Origin of the sequence: Allobosea sp. 2KB_26, assembly GCF_052115715.1 — a bacterium.
GTDB lineage: Bacteria > Pseudomonadota > Alphaproteobacteria > Rhizobiales > Beijerinckiaceae > Allobosea.
Window position 1 is genome coordinate 582,875 of sequence record NZ_JBFRHE010000001.1, and the last position, 18,988, is coordinate 601,862.

At 66.3% G+C, this 18,988-nt stretch carries 14 protein-coding genes; 5 read left to right on the top strand and 9 right to left on the bottom strand.

All coding sequences use genetic code 11. The annotated features are described in order from the left end of the window. The first annotated feature begins 6 nt into the window (after positions 1-6). Both AB4099_RS02900 and AB4099_RS02905 read left to right on the top strand, forming a co-directional pair. Positions 7-2,823: a DUF4159 domain-containing protein gene (locus AB4099_RS02900; RefSeq protein ID WP_441476969.1), complete on the top strand. Its 2,817-nt coding sequence runs from the start codon at positions 7-9 to the stop codon at positions 2,821-2,823. A 3-nt stretch (positions 2,824-2,826) separates the two neighbouring features. Further along, positions 2,827-4,926, top strand: coding sequence for a hypothetical protein (locus AB4099_RS02905; protein ID WP_113510859.1), 2,100 nt, complete (start codon positions 2,827-2,829; stop codon positions 4,924-4,926). Here the strand turns inward: AB4099_RS02905 and AB4099_RS02910 are convergent. Further along, complete coding sequence (locus tag AB4099_RS02910) at positions 4,898-5,410, bottom strand: GNAT family N-acetyltransferase (RefSeq protein ID WP_441476970.1); 513 nt, start codon at positions 5,408-5,410, stop codon at positions 4,898-4,900. The two genes, AB4099_RS02905 and AB4099_RS02910, sit on opposite strands and share 29 nt — an antisense overlap. A gap of 308 nt (positions 5,411-5,718) precedes the next feature. Next, positions 5,719-6,237, bottom strand: a complete 519-nt coding sequence (locus AB4099_RS02915) for an NUDIX domain-containing protein (protein ID WP_441476971.1) — start codon at positions 6,235-6,237, stop codon at positions 5,719-5,721. Between the two features lie 354 nt (positions 6,238-6,591). Here AB4099_RS02915 and AB4099_RS02920 point away from each other — a divergent pair, with 354 nt between their 5' ends. Next, positions 6,592-7,485, top strand: coding sequence for a metallophosphoesterase family protein (locus tag AB4099_RS02920; protein ID WP_113510862.1), 894 nt, complete (start codon positions 6,592-6,594; stop codon positions 7,483-7,485). Positions 7,486-7,572: 87 nt separating this feature from the next. Here the strand turns inward: AB4099_RS02920 and AB4099_RS02925 are convergent, their stop codons facing one another. Beyond that, positions 7,573-8,319, bottom strand: coding sequence for a glucose 1-dehydrogenase (locus AB4099_RS02925; RefSeq protein ID WP_441476972.1), 747 nt, complete (start codon positions 8,317-8,319; stop codon positions 7,573-7,575). Positions 8,320-8,460: 141 nt separating this feature from the next. Further along, on the bottom strand, positions 8,461-10,266 hold the full coding sequence (locus AB4099_RS02930; protein WP_113510864.1) for an ABC-F family ATP-binding cassette domain-containing protein: 1,806 nt from the start codon (positions 10,264-10,266) through the stop codon (positions 8,461-8,463). A 137-nt stretch (positions 10,267-10,403) separates the two neighbouring features. Here AB4099_RS02930 and AB4099_RS02935 point away from each other — a divergent pair, with 137 nt between their 5' ends. Then, positions 10,404-10,772: a hypothetical protein gene (locus AB4099_RS02935; RefSeq protein ID WP_441476973.1), complete on the top strand. Its 369-nt coding sequence runs from the start codon at positions 10,404-10,406 to the stop codon at positions 10,770-10,772. Between the two features lie 92 nt (positions 10,773-10,864). Here the strand turns inward: AB4099_RS02935 and AB4099_RS02940 are convergent, their stop codons facing one another. The 5 genes from AB4099_RS02940 to mdoH form a co-directional block, all read right to left on the bottom strand. Further along, a complete protein-coding gene (locus AB4099_RS02940) occupies positions 10,865-11,911 on the bottom strand; it encodes an acyltransferase family protein (protein WP_441476974.1) in 1,047 nt (348 codons plus the stop codon). Positions 11,912-11,983: 72 nt separating this feature from the next. Next, positions 11,984-12,988, bottom strand: a complete 1,005-nt coding sequence (locus AB4099_RS02945) for a glucokinase (RefSeq protein ID WP_113510865.1) — start codon at positions 12,986-12,988, stop codon at positions 11,984-11,986. Between the two features lie 3 nt (positions 12,989-12,991). Continuing rightward, complete coding sequence (gene otnI, locus AB4099_RS02950; protein ID WP_113510866.1) at positions 12,992-13,771, bottom strand: 2-oxo-tetronate isomerase; 780 nt, start codon at positions 13,769-13,771, stop codon at positions 12,992-12,994. A gap of 173 nt (positions 13,772-13,944) precedes the next feature. Next, a complete protein-coding gene (locus AB4099_RS02955) occupies positions 13,945-14,925 on the bottom strand; it encodes a hypothetical protein (RefSeq protein ID WP_441476975.1) in 981 nt (326 codons plus the stop codon). Positions 14,926-15,296: 371 nt separating this feature from the next. Continuing rightward, positions 15,297-17,888: a glucans biosynthesis glucosyltransferase MdoH gene (mdoH, locus tag AB4099_RS02960; RefSeq protein ID WP_441476976.1), complete on the bottom strand. Its 2,592-nt coding sequence runs from the start codon at positions 17,886-17,888 to the stop codon at positions 15,297-15,299. Between the two features lie 45 nt (positions 17,889-17,933). On the opposite strand from mdoH, the gene AB4099_RS02965 reads away from it, so the two are divergent. Next, entirely contained in the window at positions 17,934-18,941 is a 1,008-nt protein-coding gene (locus tag AB4099_RS02965; protein WP_441476977.1) for a zinc-dependent alcohol dehydrogenase, read from the top strand. Positions 18,942-18,988 lie beyond the last annotated feature (47 nt).

An 18,988-nucleotide genomic window follows, 5' to 3' on the forward strand; every position in this document is an offset into this window, starting at 1 on the left:
CCAACGATGCTGACGCAACTGCCCATCGCCTTCTCCGCCCCGCTCGCACTGACCGCGCTTGCGCTGCTGCCGGCGCTTTGGCTGATCCTGCGAGTCACGCCGCCACGCCCGCGGCGCATCGATTTCCCGCCGCTCAAGATCATGGCCGACCTGATCGCCAAGCGCGAAATGCCGGCGCATACGCCCTGGTGGCTGTTGGCATTGCGCATGGCCATTGCGGCGCTCGCCATCATCGCCGTTGCCGGCCCGGTCTGGAACCCACCGGTGGCAACGGCGCCAACGCGCGGGCCAGTGCTGCTCCTGATCGACAACGGCTTCGGGGCGGCGACCGACTGGCCCGAGCGTGTGGCGCTGGCGGAGTCGCGGGTGAGCGCTGCAGCCCGCGAGGGACGTGCGGTGGCGATCGTCGGACTCGCGGAAACGCCCGGCGAGGTCACGCTGTCGGATCCGCGCGCGGCGCTCGACAAACTGCGTGCATTGGCCCTGCAGCCACACGCGCCCGACCGCACCACCCAATTGCCACGGATCGAGGCCTTTCTCCGCGCCACGCCTGACGCCGAAATCGTCTGGGTCTCCGACGGGCTTGGCCTGACCGACGAAGGCGCCTTCCTGGCGCGCCTGAAGCAGGAAGCCGATGCACGCCGACTGTCCATCCACGCCATCCCCGCCGATCAGCTCGCGCTGACGGCCGCGGAGAACCTCTCCGGCGCGCTGACAGTCAAGGTGCTGCGGCCAAGCACCAGCGCCCCCGCGAGCGGTGAGGTTCGCGCACTCGATCTGAAGGGTCTGCCACTGGGGGATGCTCCATTCGCCTTTGGCCCAACGGAAACGCAGACGGTGGCCCGGCTCACCCTTCCGATCGAGGTGCGCAATGCCGTTTCGCGGCTCGAGGTCGTGGGCGAACCAAGTGCGGGTGCAGTGGCGCTGCTCGACGACCGCGCCAAACGGCGCCGCGTCGGTATCGTCTCCGGCGCGACCACCGATACCGCGCAGCCCTTGCTGTCTCCAACCTATTACGTCTCGCGCGCTCTCTCGCCCTTCGCAGAGATCCGCGAGCCGCGCCCTGGTTCAAACGACCCCGTCGGCGAGTTGCTTGCGCAAAATCTCTCAGTCCTCGTTCTCGCGGATATCGGCGCGCTCGACCCTGAGACGGCGACGAAGATCAGCAGCTTCGTCGAGCGGGGCGGCGTTCTCTTGCGCTTTGCCGGCGCGCGCCTTGCCACCGCCTCCGACGAGCTCACCCCCGTGCGGCTGCGCCGTGGCGGGCGGACGCTCGGTGGCGGCCTTTCCTGGGACACCCCACGCAAGCTCGCTCCCTTCACCCGGGAGAGTCCGTTCTTCGGCACGCAGATCAGCGACGACGTCCGCGTCAATCGTCAGATCCTGGCCGAACCCGATGCCGATCTTGCCCGCAAGACCTGGGCTGCGCTCGAAGACGGCACGCCTGTGGTCACCGGCGAACGACGCGGCGATGGCGTGATCGCCATGATGCATGTCACCGCCGACACCACATGGTCGAACCTGCCGCTGTCGGGCCTCTTCGTCGAGATGCTGCGCAAGGTGGTGGCACTGGCCGGCACCGGCCCGGCCGAGGCCCAGGCCGAGGATGCCAAGGTCGAGACACTCTCGCCGACCCGCGTACTGGACGGCAAGGGCACCTTCCGCGCACCACCGGCTACGGCTCAACCGGTGCCGCGGACCTTCACCGGACGTGCCACTCTTGCCCACCCGCCCGGCATCTACGGCCCGGCCGACGGCTCGCTCGCAGTCAACGCACTCGCTCCCGCCGACATGCTGCACGCGCTCGATCTGGCCTCGCTCGGCGCGCCGATCCTGCCGATCGACAAGCCGGTCGCGCAGGACATCCGGCCACAGCTCCTGGTCATCGCGCTGCTGCTGCTGATCCTCGACACGCTGGCGACCCTCTGGCTCGGTGGGCGTCTGCGCGTGGCGCGCGCCAGCAAGGCTGCTGCCGCCGCGCTCCTCCTGGGGCTGGCACTGACTGTCACCCTCTCGGCCGTTCCGACCCTTGCCCAACCTGTCCCGGCCGCGCCGGAAGACACGAGGCCGCCGATCCCACGCGAACTTTTCGCCGCCGGTGCCGTCACCCGCCTTGCCTATGTCCTGACCGGTGACAAGGCGGTCGATGATATGTCGAAGGCAGGGCTGGCAGGCCTCAATATCGTGCTCGGCGCACGCACGGCGCTCGAACCCGGCGAAGCGGTAGGCCTCGACCCAGCCCGCGACGAGCTTGCCTTCTTCCCGATCCTCTACTGGCCGGTGGTGGCCGGACGCCCGATTCCGGTGCCCGAGACTCTGCGCAAGCTCGAAGCCTATATGAAGGGCGGCGGGCTCGTGATCTTCGATACCCGCGATGCCATGAGCGCCCGACCAGATGGGGGCAGCACGCCCGAAGGCGATCAGCTCAAGCGGATGCTGCAGACGCTCGACATCCCCGAGCTTGAACCGATCCCGCGCGACCACGTGCTGACCAAGACCTTCTACATCCTCGACGGTTTCGTCGGTCGCTATGACACCGGCACGACCTGGGTCGAGATCCTGCCGCCCGCCGGCGAAGACGGGCGTCGTCCGGCGCGGGCCGGCGACAGCGTCTCGCCGATCGTCATCACCTCGAACGATCTTGCCTCGGCCTGGGCCGTGAATCGCCGCGGCGAAGGGCTGGTACCGATGTCCGGTTCCGATCCCCGCCAGCGCGAGATGGCGCTCCGCGCGGGCGTCAATCTCGTGATGTACGCGCTCACCGGCAACTACAAGGCCGACCAGGTCCATGTGCCGGCCCTGCTCGAGCGTCTGGGGCAATAGACCATGTGGAGCCTCTCCTTCGCCCCGCTCGTGCCTCTGCCGCTGCTGATCGGGCTGGCTTTGCTGGCTGCCGTCGCTGCCGGCGCCGCGCTCGTTCTCGCCGGCCGCAGCGCCATCCTCCGCGCGCTCGCGCTGATCGTGCTGACGCTCACGCTGGCCGACCCCTCGCTCGTTTTCGAGGACAGAGAGCCGGTCAAGGACGTCGTCTCGGTGGTGGTCGATCGCTCCGGCTCGAACCGCCTCGCCGACCGGAGCGTGCAGACCGAAGCCGCTCTGGCCGATGTCGAGCGCCAGCTGCGCGGCGTTCCGGGCGTCGAGTCGCGCATCGCCGACGTCACCGACATGCAGGGCTCGGGTGACGGGACCCGTCTCTTCGAGGCGTTGGCCGCAAGCATTGCGGATGTCCCCTCGGAGCGCGTCGCCGGCGCCATCGTCATCACCGACGGCCTCGCTCATGATGCTCCTCCCAATGCCGAGGCCTTGGGTCTCAAGGCACCGCTGCACGTTCTCACGACTGGCCGGAACGCCGAGATCGACCGCCGGATCGTGCTTGTCGATGCGCCGCGCTTCGGCATCGTCGGCAAGGATCAGGTCATTCGCCTGCGCGTCGTCGACAAGGGCGGGCCCGGCCGTGCCGGGCTGACGATCCGCCGCGACGGCGAGATCGTCGCTCGCCGCGAGGTCACCTCGGGTCAGATCGTGCAGGTGCCGGTTCGGATTGATCGCGGCGGCCCCAATGTCGTCGAGATCGAGGCGGCACCGCTCGAGAATGAGCTGACGCTTGCCAATAATCGCGCCGTCATCACCATCGAGGGCGTGCGGGACAAGCTGCGCGTGCTGCTGGTCTCCGGCGAGCCGCATCCGGGCGAGCGGACCTGGCGCAACCTGCTCAAGGCCGACGCCAATGTCGACCTCGTTCATTTCACCATCCTGCGCCCGCCGGAGAAGCAGGACGGCACGCCGATCAACGAGCTTTCGCTGATTGCCTTTCCAACGCGCGAGCTGTTCCAGGTCAAGATCAAGGAATTCGACCTGATCATCTTCGACCGCTACGCCAACCAGTCGATCCTGCCGCTGCTCTATTTCGACAACATCGTCCGCTATGTGCGCGAGGGTGGCGCCCTGCTGGTCGCGGCCGGTCCGGAATATTCCGGCTCGCAGTCGTTGGCACGCACACCGCTCGGCCAGATCCTGCCCGCCCTGCCCGATGGCAGCGTCATCGACGAGGCCTATCGTGCCCGTGTCAGCGAACCCGGCCGCCGCCACCCGGTCACCCGCGACCTCCCCGGTTCTGAGGTCGAGCCGCCGCGCTGGGGCGAGTGGCTGCGCATGGTCGGCGCCCGCCCCCGCACGGGCTCGACCATCATGACCGGCCCGGGCGACAGACCGCTGCTCATGCTCAGCCGCGAGCAGAAGGGCCGCGTTGCACTCTTCCTCTCCGATCATGCCTGGCTCTGGGCGCGGGGCTTCCGCGATGGCGGACCGCATCTCGACCTGCTGCGTCGCCTTGGCCACTGGCTGATGAAGGAACCCGAACTCGAGGAAGAGGCGCTTCGCGCCACCGCGCGCGGCCGCACCATCGAGATCGAGCGCCAGACGCTCGGCGACGCCCCCTCCCCGATCGTCGTCACCGACCCCAACGGCACATCGCGCACGGTTCAGCTGGAAGCCGGGCGGCCCGGCATCTTCAGCGCCCGTGTCCCGACCACCGAATTCGGCCTGCACCGCATCTCAGGGGATAATCTGACGGCTTTTGCCAGCGTTGGCCCGGAAAACCCGCGTGAGCTCATGGAAGTCGTCAGCGATCCGACGAAGCTTCAGCAGCTTGCCGAAGCCACCGGCGGTTCCTCCCGCCGGATCGGTCAGGACAGCGGCTCGAGCGTGACCGTGCCGCGCATCGTTCCGGTCCGTTCGGGTAGTCAGTTCGCTGGCGCGGACTGGATCGGCCTGCGCATCAGCGATTCCGGTATCGTGCGCGGCGTCTCGATTTCGCCTGTCTTCATCGGGCTGATCGGCCTCGCGCTGCTCTTTGGCGCGCTGGTAGCCGGCTGGCTCGGCGAGACCGGCCGGCGCCTCAGGCGGAGCCCGGACGCAACGCCATGACCGCCCCGCTGCGCCTCGCCAGCACACCCTCGACCAGTTCGAGAGCGAGGAAACGCGCGGGATTGGCCGGCCCCGGCAAGGTCAGCTGGCCCGGCGGGATCGGCTTGAAACCGAAGCGGGCATAGTAGGGCGCATCGCCCACCAGCATGATGAGGTCGTGCCCGGCCGCCCGCGAGGCTTCGATCGAAGCGTTCATCAGGGCAGCGCCGATACCACGGCCCTCGAAGGCGGGATCGACGGTGAGCGGCCCGAGCATCAGCGCCGACTGCCCACCCGCCGAGACACGGGTCACGCGCACAGAACCAACCAGGAAGGTTCCCACATGCGAGGCAAAGGATAGCGCCGGGTCCTGCGGCACGCCCTCGCGCAGGCGAAATGCGGTGCGGGCAAAGCGGCCAGGACCGAAGGCACGCTCGTGCAGACGCTCGATGGCAGAATAATCGGCGGGGAGTTCGTGGCGAATGGTCAGGGGAAGCGAAGTCATGGCGTCGGCAACCTGCGAACGGACAGCGGGGCAAGAAGCTCTGGCGCCGTGAAGCAGCCGAGCGGAAGGGCGCGCTCAGCGCGCCGGTCGTCGCAGGATGGAGAGGTCTTGCCGGTCAGCCATGAATCGCCTGTAGCAGAGGCACGGGCGGGCGTCCATGTCGGAAATGACGGGGTGTTTTGCGTCTTACCTCGCGCGCGGATGGCAGGGCGAAGCGCTGGCGGATGAGAGAACCGGCGGCGCCGTGGTCTGTTTGCGGTTGGCGAGGGGCGTGCACGCACCCGCACCCTTTCCGGCAGAAATCGATCTCACCAATCGCCAGTCGGCTGACTCCTGCCGAAGATCTCGTCGAGCCGGCGGCGAGTGCCTGCCGTGGTGGTGTCCGGCAGCGCGTCGAGCGGAAAGAAACGGGCCTCGGCAATTTCGCGATCCGGCTGCCTGACACCGTCCACAACGAATTCCCGCACCACGAAGATCGCGACGTGATCGCGGCGCGACACCGTTCGGTTGAAGAAGACGCCGTGCAATTGTGGCGGCCCGGTCAGCCTGACGAGCGTCTCTTCACGCAGTTCCTTGTCGAGCGCGTCTCGCAATGTCTCGCCCGTCTCCACCCCGCCGCCCGGCAGATGCCACCCCGGCGTATAGGTATGGCGTACCAGCAGGACTTCGCGCTCATCCCTGAGCACGGCTGCGCGCACGCCCAGCGTCATGCCGCGTGTCAGCCAGAAATACAGATGCAGGAGCCTGCGCACGGGCCTCGCGATGGGGCGCGGCTCGCGGACATGCCCTGCTTCGGGGCCAGTCTTGGGGTCGGGCCCATGTGACACGCCTCGCGCTCCTCTCATCGGCCGCGTATTTGCCTATGCAAATAATGCATAACAGACCACTGTTTCCGCTGCCGTTACGTCACAAACGCGCCGCAAAGCAGGTAGAAATCAGCGCCATCACCGCTGGGGTTACCACAATGCTTCTCGCTTTCATCACCGCTCGCCTCCGGGCCAAGCGCGCTTTCGTCTGGAAGCCCGCCCTCACCCTGACCGATCCGCGCATCGTTTCGGAACTCACCGACTCGTTCAACTGAGTCCTTGGGCCCCAACCTGATTGGGGTTCGGGACAGATTGAGGCGAGCCGACGCGCGGATGCGCTTGACGGCTGCCATGCTCTGAGGGCAAGCGCAGGGCGTGTTCAAGATCGCGCACCTGTCCGACCCGCATCTCGGCCCCCTTGCCGAGTTCTCTCTGCATCAGCTGCTCGGCAAGCGGGCGACCGGTTATGTCAACTGGCGTCGCAAGCGCCGGCACGCCCATGACATGGAAATCCTGGCGCTGATCGTCGCGGATATCCGCGCGCAGACGCCGGACCATGTCGCCTGCACCGGCGATGTCGCCCATATCGGCCTGCCCAACGAATTCAAGACCGCGGTCACCTTCCTCGACACGCTGGGTCCGCGCGCGGATGTCAGTTTCGTGCCGGGTAATCACGACGCCTATGCCCGCTCCTCGCTAAAGCCACTCGCGAGCCTGCTCGGCCCATGGTCGAGCAGCGATGACGGCATGGTCGGGTATCCCTGGTATCGCGAGCGTGGTCCCGTCGCGCTCATCGGGTTGAACACCGGCATTCCGACCTTGCCGCTGATGGCGACAGGCCGCGTCGGGCGCGAGCAGCTCGCCAAGGCGGAAATTCTCCTCGACCGGGCCAAGGCGGCAGGGTTGATCCGCGTCGTACTCATCCATCACCCGCCCTATCTCGGCGGTGCGCGGCGCACCCGCGAGTTGCTCGATGCGGATGCTTTCGAGGCGATGCTGAGACGCAAGGGGGCCGACCTCGTCCTGCACGGCCATAATCACCGTTTCTCACTCGCCTGGCGGCCGGGACCGGATCACGATATCCCCATCGTCGGCGTGCCCTCGGCCTCGATCGGGCCGCTCGGTCATGGCGAAATGGCGAGCTGGCACCTCATCAAGATCGAGGGCGATGCCAAGGCTCCTTCGATCAGCGTCGAGCAACGTGGCTTCGAGCCCGACGGCACCGTGAGGATGCGTCAGGAGATTGCGCTTCACGCCAAGCCGGTTTGACGCCCCGCCGCGCATCGAGAGCGCGCCGCGCAATGACAAAGGGCGCCGCATGGCGGCGCCCTTCAGAGGTCTGGCAGGGAAGACTGCTCAAACGCAGCGACCGCCGTCGACCGCGAGCACGCTGCCCGTCACCATTTCCGACTCGTCGGAGCACAGGAAGAGCGCCGCGTTGGCGATATCCTGCGGCGTCGAGAAACGGCCCCAGGGAATCGTGCTGGTGAAGGCCTTGCGCTTCTCCGGCGTATCCTCGCCCATGAAGGTCGCAAGCAATGGCGTGTCGCCGGCGACGGGCGCGATCGCATTGACACGGATGCGATCGGGCGCGAGTTCGACGGCCATCGACTTCGAGAGCAGGTTCGCGGCCCCCTTGGAGCCATTGTACCAGGTCAGTCCGGGGCGCGGACGCAAGCCCGCCGTCGATCCGATATTGAGGATCACCCCGCCGCCATGCTCGCGGAAATGCGGTACGACCGCTTTGGCCATCAGGTAGATCGACTTCACATTGACGTCGAAGACGCGGTCGAACTCCGCTTCCGAAACGTCGAGCATCGGCTGGTTACGGTGGCTGATGCCGGCATTGTTGACGACGATATCCAGCCTGCCGAGCCGAGTGATCACCTTGGCGACCGCCGCATCGACGCTCTTTCCCTTGCCGACATCGCACGCGACGGCAAAGGCCTTGCGGCCGATCGCCTTTGCCGCCTCCTGCGCCTTCTCGCGATTGATATCGAGTACAGCCACCCGCGCACCCTCGCGCACGAAGGTTTCGGCGATGCCGAAGCCGAACCCTTGCGCAGCGCCGGTCACCAGCGCGGTCTTGCCCTTCAGTCTCATGCTGTTTCCTCGTGATCTTCTTTGAGGTGATGACATTGGGACGATTTGTGGCCGGCCAAAAATGCGTTTTTGCGATTGCCCGGATACCGAAATCCTATGGCCGGCCCGATCGCGCTACAGACAGGCCGGAGAATCCTGGGTCTAGCCGATCTCCTCACGCAGCATCTCGAGCTCCAGCCAGCGCTCTTCGGCCTGGTGGATCTCGCGTGTGACCTCCTCCAGCCGGGCCGTGGCCTTGGCAAAGAGTTTGGGATCGCGCGTGTAAAGATCGCCGGAAACAGCCGTGTTGAGCTTGGCGGCTTCCCCCTGAAGGGCCTCGATGCGCTTCGGCAGCGTCTCCAGTGCGTGCTTCTCGTTGAAGGAGAGCTTCCGCCTGCTGGGTGCCACCGTCGCGGCAGCAGCCGGTTTGGCGGCTGGAGCAACCGCCTTCTCCGCCACAGCACGCGCCTTCGCGCCAACGCCTCGGCCACGCTGCGCGAGCATATCGGAATAGCCACCGGCAAACTCGGTCCAGATGCCGTCCCCATCCGAGATCAGCGTCGCGGAAACCACCCGGTCGATGAAGTCGCGGTCATGGCTGACCAGCAGCACCGTCCCTTGGTAGTCCGCCAGCAGTTCCTGAAGCAGGTCCAGCGTTTCGAGATCGAGATCGTTGGTCGGCTCGTCCAGGACCAGCAGGTTCGACGGCTTTGCCAGAGCCCGCGCCAGCATCAGCCGCCCACGCTCGCCACCCGAGAGCGCTCCAACCGGCGTGCCGCGCTGGATCGGCTGGAACAGGAAGTCCTTCATGTAGCTGATGACATGGCGCGGCTGCCCTCCGACCATGACCTGGTCGGAGCCACCGCCCGTCAACGCATCGCCGAGCGGCGTCGCCGGGTCGAGGCTTTCACGGCGTTGGTCGAGCGTCACCATTTCGAGCGAGACGCCGAGCTTGATCTTGCCGGAATCTGGCTGCAGCGCTCCGGTCAGCAGGTTGATCAACGTGGTCTTGCCGGCGCCATTCGGTCCGACGATGCCGATCCGGTCTCCGCGCGCCACGCGCAGCGAGAGATTCTTGACCACGACATTGTCGTCATAGGCCTTGGCGACGTCGATCGCTTCGATCACCAGCTTGCCCGACATCTGGGCTTCGCTGGCCTCGAGCCGGACCGAACCAACCGCACCGCGCGCCGTGCGGCGCTGGTCACGCAGTGCGTGGAGATCGCCGAGGCGGCGCTGGTTGCGTGTGCGACGCGCGCTGACGCCGTATCGCAGCCAGTCCTCCTCGCGTGCGATCTTGCGATCGAGCTTGTGCCGGTCGAGCTCCTCCTGCGCCAGCACCTCGTCGCGCCAGGCCTCGAACTCGCCAAAACCACGATCCATGCGCCGCGTCTGGCCGCGATCGAGCCAGATCGTCGCGCGCGAAAGCGAGGTCAGGAAGCGCCGGTCGTGGCTGATCAGCACCATGGCCGAGCGCAGCGACTTCAACTCCTGTTCAAGCCACTCGATCACCGGCAGGTCGAGATGGTTCGTCGGTTCGTCGAGCAACAGGATGTCGGGCTCCGGCGCCAACACACGCGCCAGCGCCGCACGACGAGACTCGCCGCCCGACATGGTGGCCGGGTCCTCATCGCCGGTCAGGCCCAGCTCCTCGACGAGATAACGGGCGCGATAGGCATCGTCGCCAGGGCCGAGGCCGGCCTCGACATAAGCAAGCGACGTCCGGTAGCCGGTGAAATCCGGCTCCTGCGGCAGGTAGCGGACAGTCGCCCCCGGCTGCAGGAAGCGCTCGGCGCTGTCGGGCTCGACCAGCCCGGCCGCGATCTTGAGCAGCGTCGACTTGCCCGAGCCGTTGCGGCCGACCAGGCAAACCCGCTCGCCCGGCGATACTGCGATCTCCGCGCTTTCGAGCAGGGGCTGGCCGCCAAAGGTCAGGGCGACGTCGCGCAGGTGGAGCAGAGGAGCCATTCGATACCCGTTGATTGTCGAGCGGCCGGGATAGACTGGCGCGCCCGGCCTGTCACTCCGCCACGGCGTCACGGCCCCTTGCGCAATGCAATATCCATTATAGGATACAAAATGTATCACTTAATGGATAGACCGCCGTGACGCGCCCTTCTTCCCGCAGAGCCCGCAATGCCAGGATCGGCGACAATGGCGGCCCGCCGCTCGACGACCCGGCCCAGCGCCAGCCGGAATGGGGCAAGGGTGAGATCGGACGTTATTTCGATTGGCGCTTTGCGTCGCGCAAGGCCTGGAAGAAGCCGCCCGCTATCGCCTTGCGACGTCAGGAGCGGGCCGAGGAACTCGGCCTGACCTATGAGGAATACACACTCGAAGTCATGGAGCGGGGCTATTTTCCGCAGCCGGGGGATGTCACGGCGATTGTCGCCAAGCGGGCCGAGAGGCGTAAGGCCGGCGGCATCGTCGGCCAGTCCTTGAAGGGAATGCGCCTGAAACGGCAGCGCGACTAAAGCATCGGCCCGAAAAGTGGATTGCGGTTTTCGGGAAAGCCGATGCAAACACAGAAGGCTGGAACATCGGACCGGATATGCGGTCCTATGTTCTAGGTCTCAAGCCGCTTCCTGAGCCAGCGCGTCGCCGGTCGCTCGAACCAGCGATAGATCAGCACCGAAGCGATCACCGAAGCGCTGAGTGCCGTCAGGACATAGAGGCCGGGCCAGCCGGGAGCCACACGCGCAAAGACTTCGCGCAACGCCCGGATCGCAAAGGGATGAACGAGATAGAGCGCGTAGGACGCGTCGCCGAGACCCGCAAGGCCGCGCACCAGGGCCGACGGCGCCGAATTGCCGCTGCCGGATGACGCCGCCGCAACCAGGAGCACGGCAGCCGATCCCCGCAGCAGGAAAGACATCCAGGGCGTGTCTGCCCCGGGGAGCCAGGCTGCCAGCAGCAGGATTGCGACGCCCAGGACAGCAACGAGCCAGCGCGGCCCACCCGTAAGCCGAAAGCCCTGCCGCCTCAACAGGGCCAACCCCATCCCGGCGGCGAATTCCAGCACGATCGGCTGCCCCCAGAAGCCGAATGGCAATGGCAGGGGGCCAGACAGAGCCTCGGTCGCAACCAGCACCGCGAGCGCCAGCGTTACCACCAGGACGACTGCGGCCCGCGGCAGGAGGAGCGCTGCGCCGAACAGCACGTAGAACAGCATCTCGTAGTTCAGTGTCCAGCCGAGCGAGTAGACGGGCTGGACGAGACCGGCAGATGAGACGGCCGGCCAGAACAGATAGGATGCCAGAATCTGCCCGAGATCGGGCGCAGCCGAATTGAGCGCACCGGGGAGCAGCAGCCCGGTGAGAAGGAACAGCGTCGTAGCCGCCCAGTAGAGCGGTACGATGCGGGCCAGCCGGCGCGTCAGGAACAGGCGAGGCGCATCCTTGCGGCCAAAGAGCCCGCCGGACGCGTGCACCATGATGAAGCCGGAGACGACGAAAAAGATATCGACGCCGGCCATCCACGGCACGAGATACGAGGGCGTGAAACTCGCACCCGAGCGCTGGGCCAGAGCAAGCGCATCCGGCTGGACGTGATGCACGGCGACCATGAATGCCGCGAAGGCGCGCAGAACCTGGATGCCGTAGAGCTGAGACAAGGAGCGGGAAAGCCCTGAAAAAGAGAATGCGGCGCTCTGCGCTCGTCGCGAAACGCAGCTCCTAGCCGCCGTTCACGGAAACCACAATCGGGCTTTGTCGTCGAGACCAAAGCGGGCCGGAGATGCCGCAATGGCTGCAAGCCCCTGCTCGGCAGCGTCCGGTGCCGTGATGACATGCAGGGCGAAGCGCGCCGCAAGTTCCTCCATCGGCGGCTTGCCATTGAACATGGCATGGAGTGCGGCATTGCCGGCGAGCGGCAGGAGACGTGGCACGATTCCGCCGGCGATATAGACGCCACCGGTCGCCTTGAAGACGAGTGCGAGATCACCGGCAACACGCGCCAGCAATCGCCAGAAGCGGATGACCGCCATCAGCGCGGCAGGGTTGCCGTCGAGCGCCAGTGTGGTGACGTCAGCGGCGCTGACCCTCGCCTCCTCCATGCCTGTTTCGCTGGCGATGGCGCGATGCAGGCGCACCAGACCGTCACCGCTCAAGAGCCCCTCGACCGTGACGCGCGGCAGACCGGCCGCCAGCGCCGGCCAGATCTTCTCCTCCGCCTGGTCCTCGGGCCCGACGCCGATATGCCCGGCCTCGGTCGGGATCAACGCGCCCCTGCCATTCCGGCTGACCAGAGCCGCCGCACCAAAGCCGGTCCCGGGTCCGAGCACGAGACGCACTCCCTCCGCCTCGGGCTGCCCCGGCACCAGGGTGACCATGTCCTGCGGCTTCAGGACAGCGAGCGAGGCGGCGAGCGCCTCGAAATCATTCACCAGCAGCCCCTGCACCAGCCCAAGCTCGGCGGCCATGCCAGGCCCGTCGAAATGCCAATTGGCATTGGTCAGCTGGGCAGTGCGGCCATCGAGCGGCCCTGCAACCGCAAGAACCGCCGAGCGAGGGCGGGGATCGAGGGATACCAGAACCGAGGCCAGCGCAGCATCAGGCGTCGGATAGCTGCCGGTCTGGATACGCGCCAGCGGCTCAGGCCGTGCACCGGCGCGCTGCACGAGCGAAAGACGGGAGTTGGTCCCGCCAATATCCGCAACGAGGACCGGGTAGGCAAAGGGCTCGGCGCGCATCGCTCAGGCCTGCTTTTTCCAGTCGGAGAACCAGCCCAGCCCCTCGAGCGTCCCGGCTCTTGGCCGGTACTCGCAGCCGACAAAGCCAGTATAGCCGAGACCGTCGAGTTCAGCGAACAAACGCGGATAATCCGGGCCGAGCGCGTCCGGTTCATGCCGACCATTGGCGCTGGCGATCTGGACATGGCCGACCAGCGGATAGAGCGCTTTCAGCTTGCCTGAGACGTCGCCGTGGATCAGTTCGCAGTGATACATGTCGAACTGCAACCTGACATTGAGCCGTCCGGACTCGCGGACATAAGCCGCGGCGGCATCGAAATCATTGAGGAAATAGCCCGGCATGTCCTTGCCGTTGATCGGCTCGAGCAGGAGATCAATGTCATGCTCGGCGAGTTTGTCGGCGGCATAGGCAAGCGAGGCACGATAGGCTGCCTGAGCTGCAGGATCCCTGGGATCGGCATGCCCGGCCATCATATGCAGGCGCTTCACCCCGGTGGCCTGCGCATAGGTCAACGCGGTCTCGACGGATGCGCGGAACTCCGCCTCGCGGCCCGGAACGGCGGCCATGCCGCGCTCGCCCTTGGCCCAGTCGCCAGGCGGCAGATTGAACAGCGCCTGCTCGAGTTCTGCCCCCGCGAGCGCAAGGCTCACCTGCTCGACCGGGTGTTCATAGGGGAACAGGAACTCCACGGCCTCGAAGCCGGCTTCCGCAGCCGCCTTGAAGCGGTCGAGGAACTCCCATTCGTTGAACATCATCGACAGATTGGCGGCAAAACGCGGCATGGCATCCTCAGCAAACGAAACGCGCGCCAACCTATCGGGCCGCACGCCCTGCGTCATGTGAGAACGCAACAGAGGCGCGTTGCGTTCCGATGGGGAGCGGCCTCGACGTCGCGCAGTCATGCCGGGGGCGGCCAGCGCGCCCCGGCGACACCGATAAGGACGCGGAAGCGCTCCTATTTCCTGGCAGGCGCCGCCGGCGGGTTCGGGTCCCTGGAGAAATTGCGGAAGACCATGTCCGGCGAAGAGGTATTGTGACGCGAATGGGTCGTGCGGCCCATCCAGATATCACTCGCCTTGCCGCCACTGAAGGGCATCAGCAGTTCCTCTCGCCAACCCTTGGCTCCGGGCTCGCGTATGGCGATGCGGGCGACGTCGTTGTTGAACTCGGTGACGTACATCGAGCGCAGGGCCACAAAGGCCTTGCCGCCTGTGACCGGCTTGTCGAGCACGGCATCCAGCACCATGCGGTTCTCGTCGACACTGTCGAGCTTGAGCGTCGCAGCCGAGCCATCCTTGAAGTTCATCTTGAAGGAGGTCGTCTTCGGGTCGAACTCGATCTCCTTGATGTTCACCACCGGCCGTGCGCCATCCTGTTCGATCGGTCCGAACAGGAAGGATGAGCCGTAGGAGGAAAACCCGAGATGCTGCGGCGGCATCGGCCGGGCGCGCCAGTAGCCGTCCTGCGGATAGACCACGAGAACTTCATAGGATTTGTCCTTGCCGAGCTTCCAGAGCTGCACGAGATGCAGGCCCTTCTCGACCCGGTCTCCAACCTTGAAAGTGGTGTCCGCCGGGCGCCAGAAGGTCGGGAAGGTGTAGCCGACGAGCCAATAATCGATGCTCTCGTAGAAGGTGACCCGGCGTGGCGGTGTCGGCGCGGTGAAGACGGGGTCGCCGGTCATGTCGCAGGCGGTCCAGTCAGCGTCCCAGTTATCCCGCACCAACCCGGCGATATAGGCCGGGTGTGCCGCCTCGATCTGGAAACGCCGCACTTCGGGCGAGATCGCCTTGATCGTGACGTTGTCCTTCTCGGCGCAAAGCACAGGCTCCGACTCGTTCTTCACCTCGACAGCGACATCGCCCGCAGCGTGCACCGGCGCGGCGAGAAGCAGGAGGGCGAACGAGACAGCGATTGGGCGGGCGAGGCTGAACATGACCATCCTTCGAAAACGGCTTTCGACGCCAGCATGGCGAAGACCTGATGAATGCGAGCTGGCTGATTTCCTCATAGGGCGTGCGGGCAGCCGATGAAAGCATACGCCTGCAGGACGGAGGCTCGGCAGGCCGTCAATTCAACCGATGATTAGGCAGTGGTTCACGGCTGTCTCGCGCCATCGGGGAACGCGTGCAAACACAACTTCTGCTGGCCGGAGCCCTGATGCTCCTCATCGGGCTGGTCCACTCCGTCCTCGGCGTCCTGGCGGCGACGGAGGGCAGGCATCCGGGCCGGCTGGGTCTCCTTTGCGGCAGCGGTGCTGGTCCGGAGGGGGCCGGCAGTTCGAGCAAATGCGACGATGCCCGCTGCTCAGCCCTGCAGGATAGCGTAGACATCGCCAGAGTTGGCCGAATGCGGCAAATCACGCAGGTAGCCGCCCATTGCTTCGGCGCTGGCCTCCTCGGAGAGTTCGAGGAACTGGCTTTCACCGAGTGCAACGTTGAAGCGGTACGGCCCCATAGTCTCGAGCAGTGCGAGGCAGCCCTCAGCGACATCGCGCTGGATCGTGGTGAACTCGAACGAGATCACCGGCACCAGCCGCGAGAGCCCGGCAAGGACATTGGCCTCAAAGCCTTCGACATCGATCTTGATGAAGGCGGGCTCGCCATAGCGCGAAATCAGAGCGTCGAGCGTCGTGCAAGGCACCGTGATCTCGCGATCCCAGACCTGGTCGGCCCAGCCCTCGGCGCCGTGGGCGGCACCGACGAATTGCTCGGAGACGGTCGAGACGGTCGGATTCGCACTGTTGATCCTGAGCCTCACGGTGCCGGCCCGATCGCCGCAGGCGGCCTGCACCAGGGTGACATTCGGATCCCGCCCGTGAATGAGGCGAATTGCACGCGCCGGACCGGGTTGCGGCTCCAGCGCAACAACCCGCGCACCGAGCCGACGGAAAGAGGAAATCCGGTCGCCGACATGGGCTCCGATATCGAAGGCGAGATCGCCAGGCTTCAGGAAGCCTGCATAGAGCGCATCCATTGCCGCGTGGCGTCCACGATCGCGATGATAGACCCTGAGCGAGCGTGCAATCGCCTTGGCCGTACCCTTGGGATAGGCCACGCCCATCACGCGCGCGTCTCCGTTGGCCTGGATGTTGGCCTGGATGGCGGCGAGTTCGGCCGGAGGATCGAAATCCTCGGGGATACCGCAGAGGCCGCGGGCGACGAACCATTCCCCCAGCGCCGGTGCAGCGGTCAGCATCGCAAAGGGAATTGCCAGGACATAGCCGGCGGTCAATGGCAGCGACCAGAGCAGCACCGTCGGCGACAGGATGGCGAGCGAACCGAAGATATAGAGCCCAAAAAGCAGATGCGGCCACAAACCTGCGAATGCCGTCGCAAAAGACAACGCGTGCGCGTCGCGCGATTGGCCGTTCCAGCCGATCTTCGCTCGCCCGAAGGCAAGGTTGATCATGAACAGCGTCGTGCGGAAGGTCGAGACCGCTCCCTGCAGAAAGGCAAAGACGATCTCGATCAGCGACGAGGCGATGAAGCGGCCCGTGCCGCCGTAACGCTTCGTGCCTCCCCCGGTCAGCAGGATATCGGCAAAGCCCGCCAGCTTGGGCGAGAGGTACATCGTGAAGAACAGCACGTAGAGGAAAGCCGCGAGCCCCGCCGGGTATCCGGCGATATTGCCATCCTCGATCACCTTCCAGGGCAGCAGCGCGATCATCAGCGTCCAGGCCGGCAGGCCGAGGAACATCAGGATCGCCCAGACGAGCTGGAAGCGGCTCATCGGCTTCAGGCCCGGCAGATCGAGCAGCTTGAGATATTGCAGATTGCCGAGGCACCAGCGCAGATCGCGCTTGGCGAATTCGAGCATGGTCGGAGGGTTCTCCTCCCAGCTCCCCATCTCCTCCGGCAAGACGCGCACCTCGTAGCCGGCACGGCGCATCAGGGTCGCCTCGACCTGGTCATGGCTCATCACCGGGCCGCCCAGCGGCGGTCCGCCGGGGAGCACGGGCAAATGGCATTCATCGCGGAAGGGCGCGATCCGCACCATGGCATTGTGCCCCCAAAACGGCCCGCACTCGCCAATCCACCAGGCCGAGCCCATCGTGTAGGGGCGCATGCCGTGACGCATGCCGAACTGGAAGATCCGCGCGAAGGCCGACCTGCTCGGCATGCCGACGACAAGGCTCTGCAGGATGCCGAGCCGCGGATGGGCCTGCATCATACGGGTCAGCCTGACGATCGCCTCGCCCGACATCACGCTGTCGGCGTCGAGCGGCAGCATGAGTTCGTAACGATCGCCCCAGCGCTCGCAAAATTCACGAACATTGCCTGCCTTGAAGCCGGCATTATCGGTCCGCCTGCGATAGGTCACCCGGCCGCTCTCGCCGAGCTCGCTCGCCCACCCCGCCGCGAGCGCCTCCTCCGCAGCGGCGACACGAGGATCATTGCTGTCGGAGAGTACGAAGTAGTCGTACCAGCCGCCCTGCCCTGTCGCGTCAAGGCTTTGCTTGACCACGCGCAGACGACGGAAGGCCCGCGTGGGATCCTCGTTGCGAAGGGTCATCAAGACTGCGGTGCGAACCGCCAGCGGTGTCGCGACATCGCCGTCAGCGGCAAACGGCGCAACCTGTTCGCGCCCGTCCTCGACGCCATGCAGCAGCCAGAGCCCGATGGCAGCATTCCAGAAGCCGAGCACGGTCCAGGGCGCACCGAACAGGAAGGCGACGAAGATCACGATATCGGCAAGGGTCCAGCCGCCTGCGCCCAGCACCCGCGACAGCCCGAAGAGAAGGCCCGCAAGCGTGACGAGGTTAAGCACGAGAACCAGCAGACGGCGGGCCCGCAACACGCCGATCGTCTGCAGCCCGGCGGGAGTCAGCCCCGGCAGCATATCGCCTGCCTCTTGCGCCGCCGGCTGGAACGTGGTCGGAGCGGGGCGCTGATTCATGGCGGGTTCCGTCATGCGATGGTGCAAGGCGAGGGTCTGCTCAACATGGCGCAGGAGCTAAAGCCGGCATTCTCAGCCGGCGCAAGTTCGACGGCAACGGCCCTCTGGTATGTGGCGCCGCGTGAATGCGTCCTGAACACCGTCAAGGTGCCTCCCGCTGGACCGGGCGATTGCCTGGTTCGCATGCTCTGGAGCGGCATCAGCCGCGGCACCGAGCGCCTGGTTTTCGAGGGACGCGTGCCGCCGTCCGAGCACGAGCGGATGCGCGCGCCCTTCCAGGAGGGGGCGTTCCCGTTCCCGGTCAAATACGGCTATTGCGCCGTCGGGCAGGTCGAAGCCGGGCCGGCCGACATCATTGGCAAGACGGTGTTTTGCCTCCATCCGCATCAGAGCCGCTTCGTGGCGCCGCGCGAACGGATGACGGTCGTGCCCGATGCCGTTCCTGCTCGCCGCGCGGTGCTCGCCGCCAATATGGAAACCGCGCTGAACGCGCATTGGGATGCTGCATCCGGTCCCGGTGACCGCATTGTCGTCGTCGGTGGCGGCGTGCTCGGCCTGCTGGTCGCCTGGATTGCGGCACGGATGCCCGGTGCGGATGTGACGCTTGTCGATATCGACCCCGGCCGTGTTGCTCTGGCAGGACAGCTCGGCTTCGGTTTCGCACGGCCCGACGCCGCCCCTGAGAACGCCGATGTCGTCTTCCATGCCAGCGCCTCGGCGCCAGGGCTTGCCACGGCGATAGCAGCGGCCGGTTTCGAGGCCCGCATCGTCGAGCTGAGCTGGTATGGCGAGGGCGCTGTGCCCGCCCCGCTCGGCGGCGCCTTCCATTCCAAGCGATTGCAGATCGTCTCCTCGCAGGTTGGGCAGGTCTCACCCTCGCGCCGTTCCCGATGGGACTACGCCAGGCGCGCCCAGGCCGCGATGGCCCTCCTCGCCGACGAACGGCTGGACGGGCTGATCACGCAGGACATCCGCTTCACCGACGCTCCGGCGCAGCTTCCCGGCGTGCTGTCCGCCGATTGGCGCGGGCTGACCGCAGTGCTGCGCTATTGACCTGACACGGGCGCCTTGGCCAAGACAGAGGCCTGCCGACGCGCCGG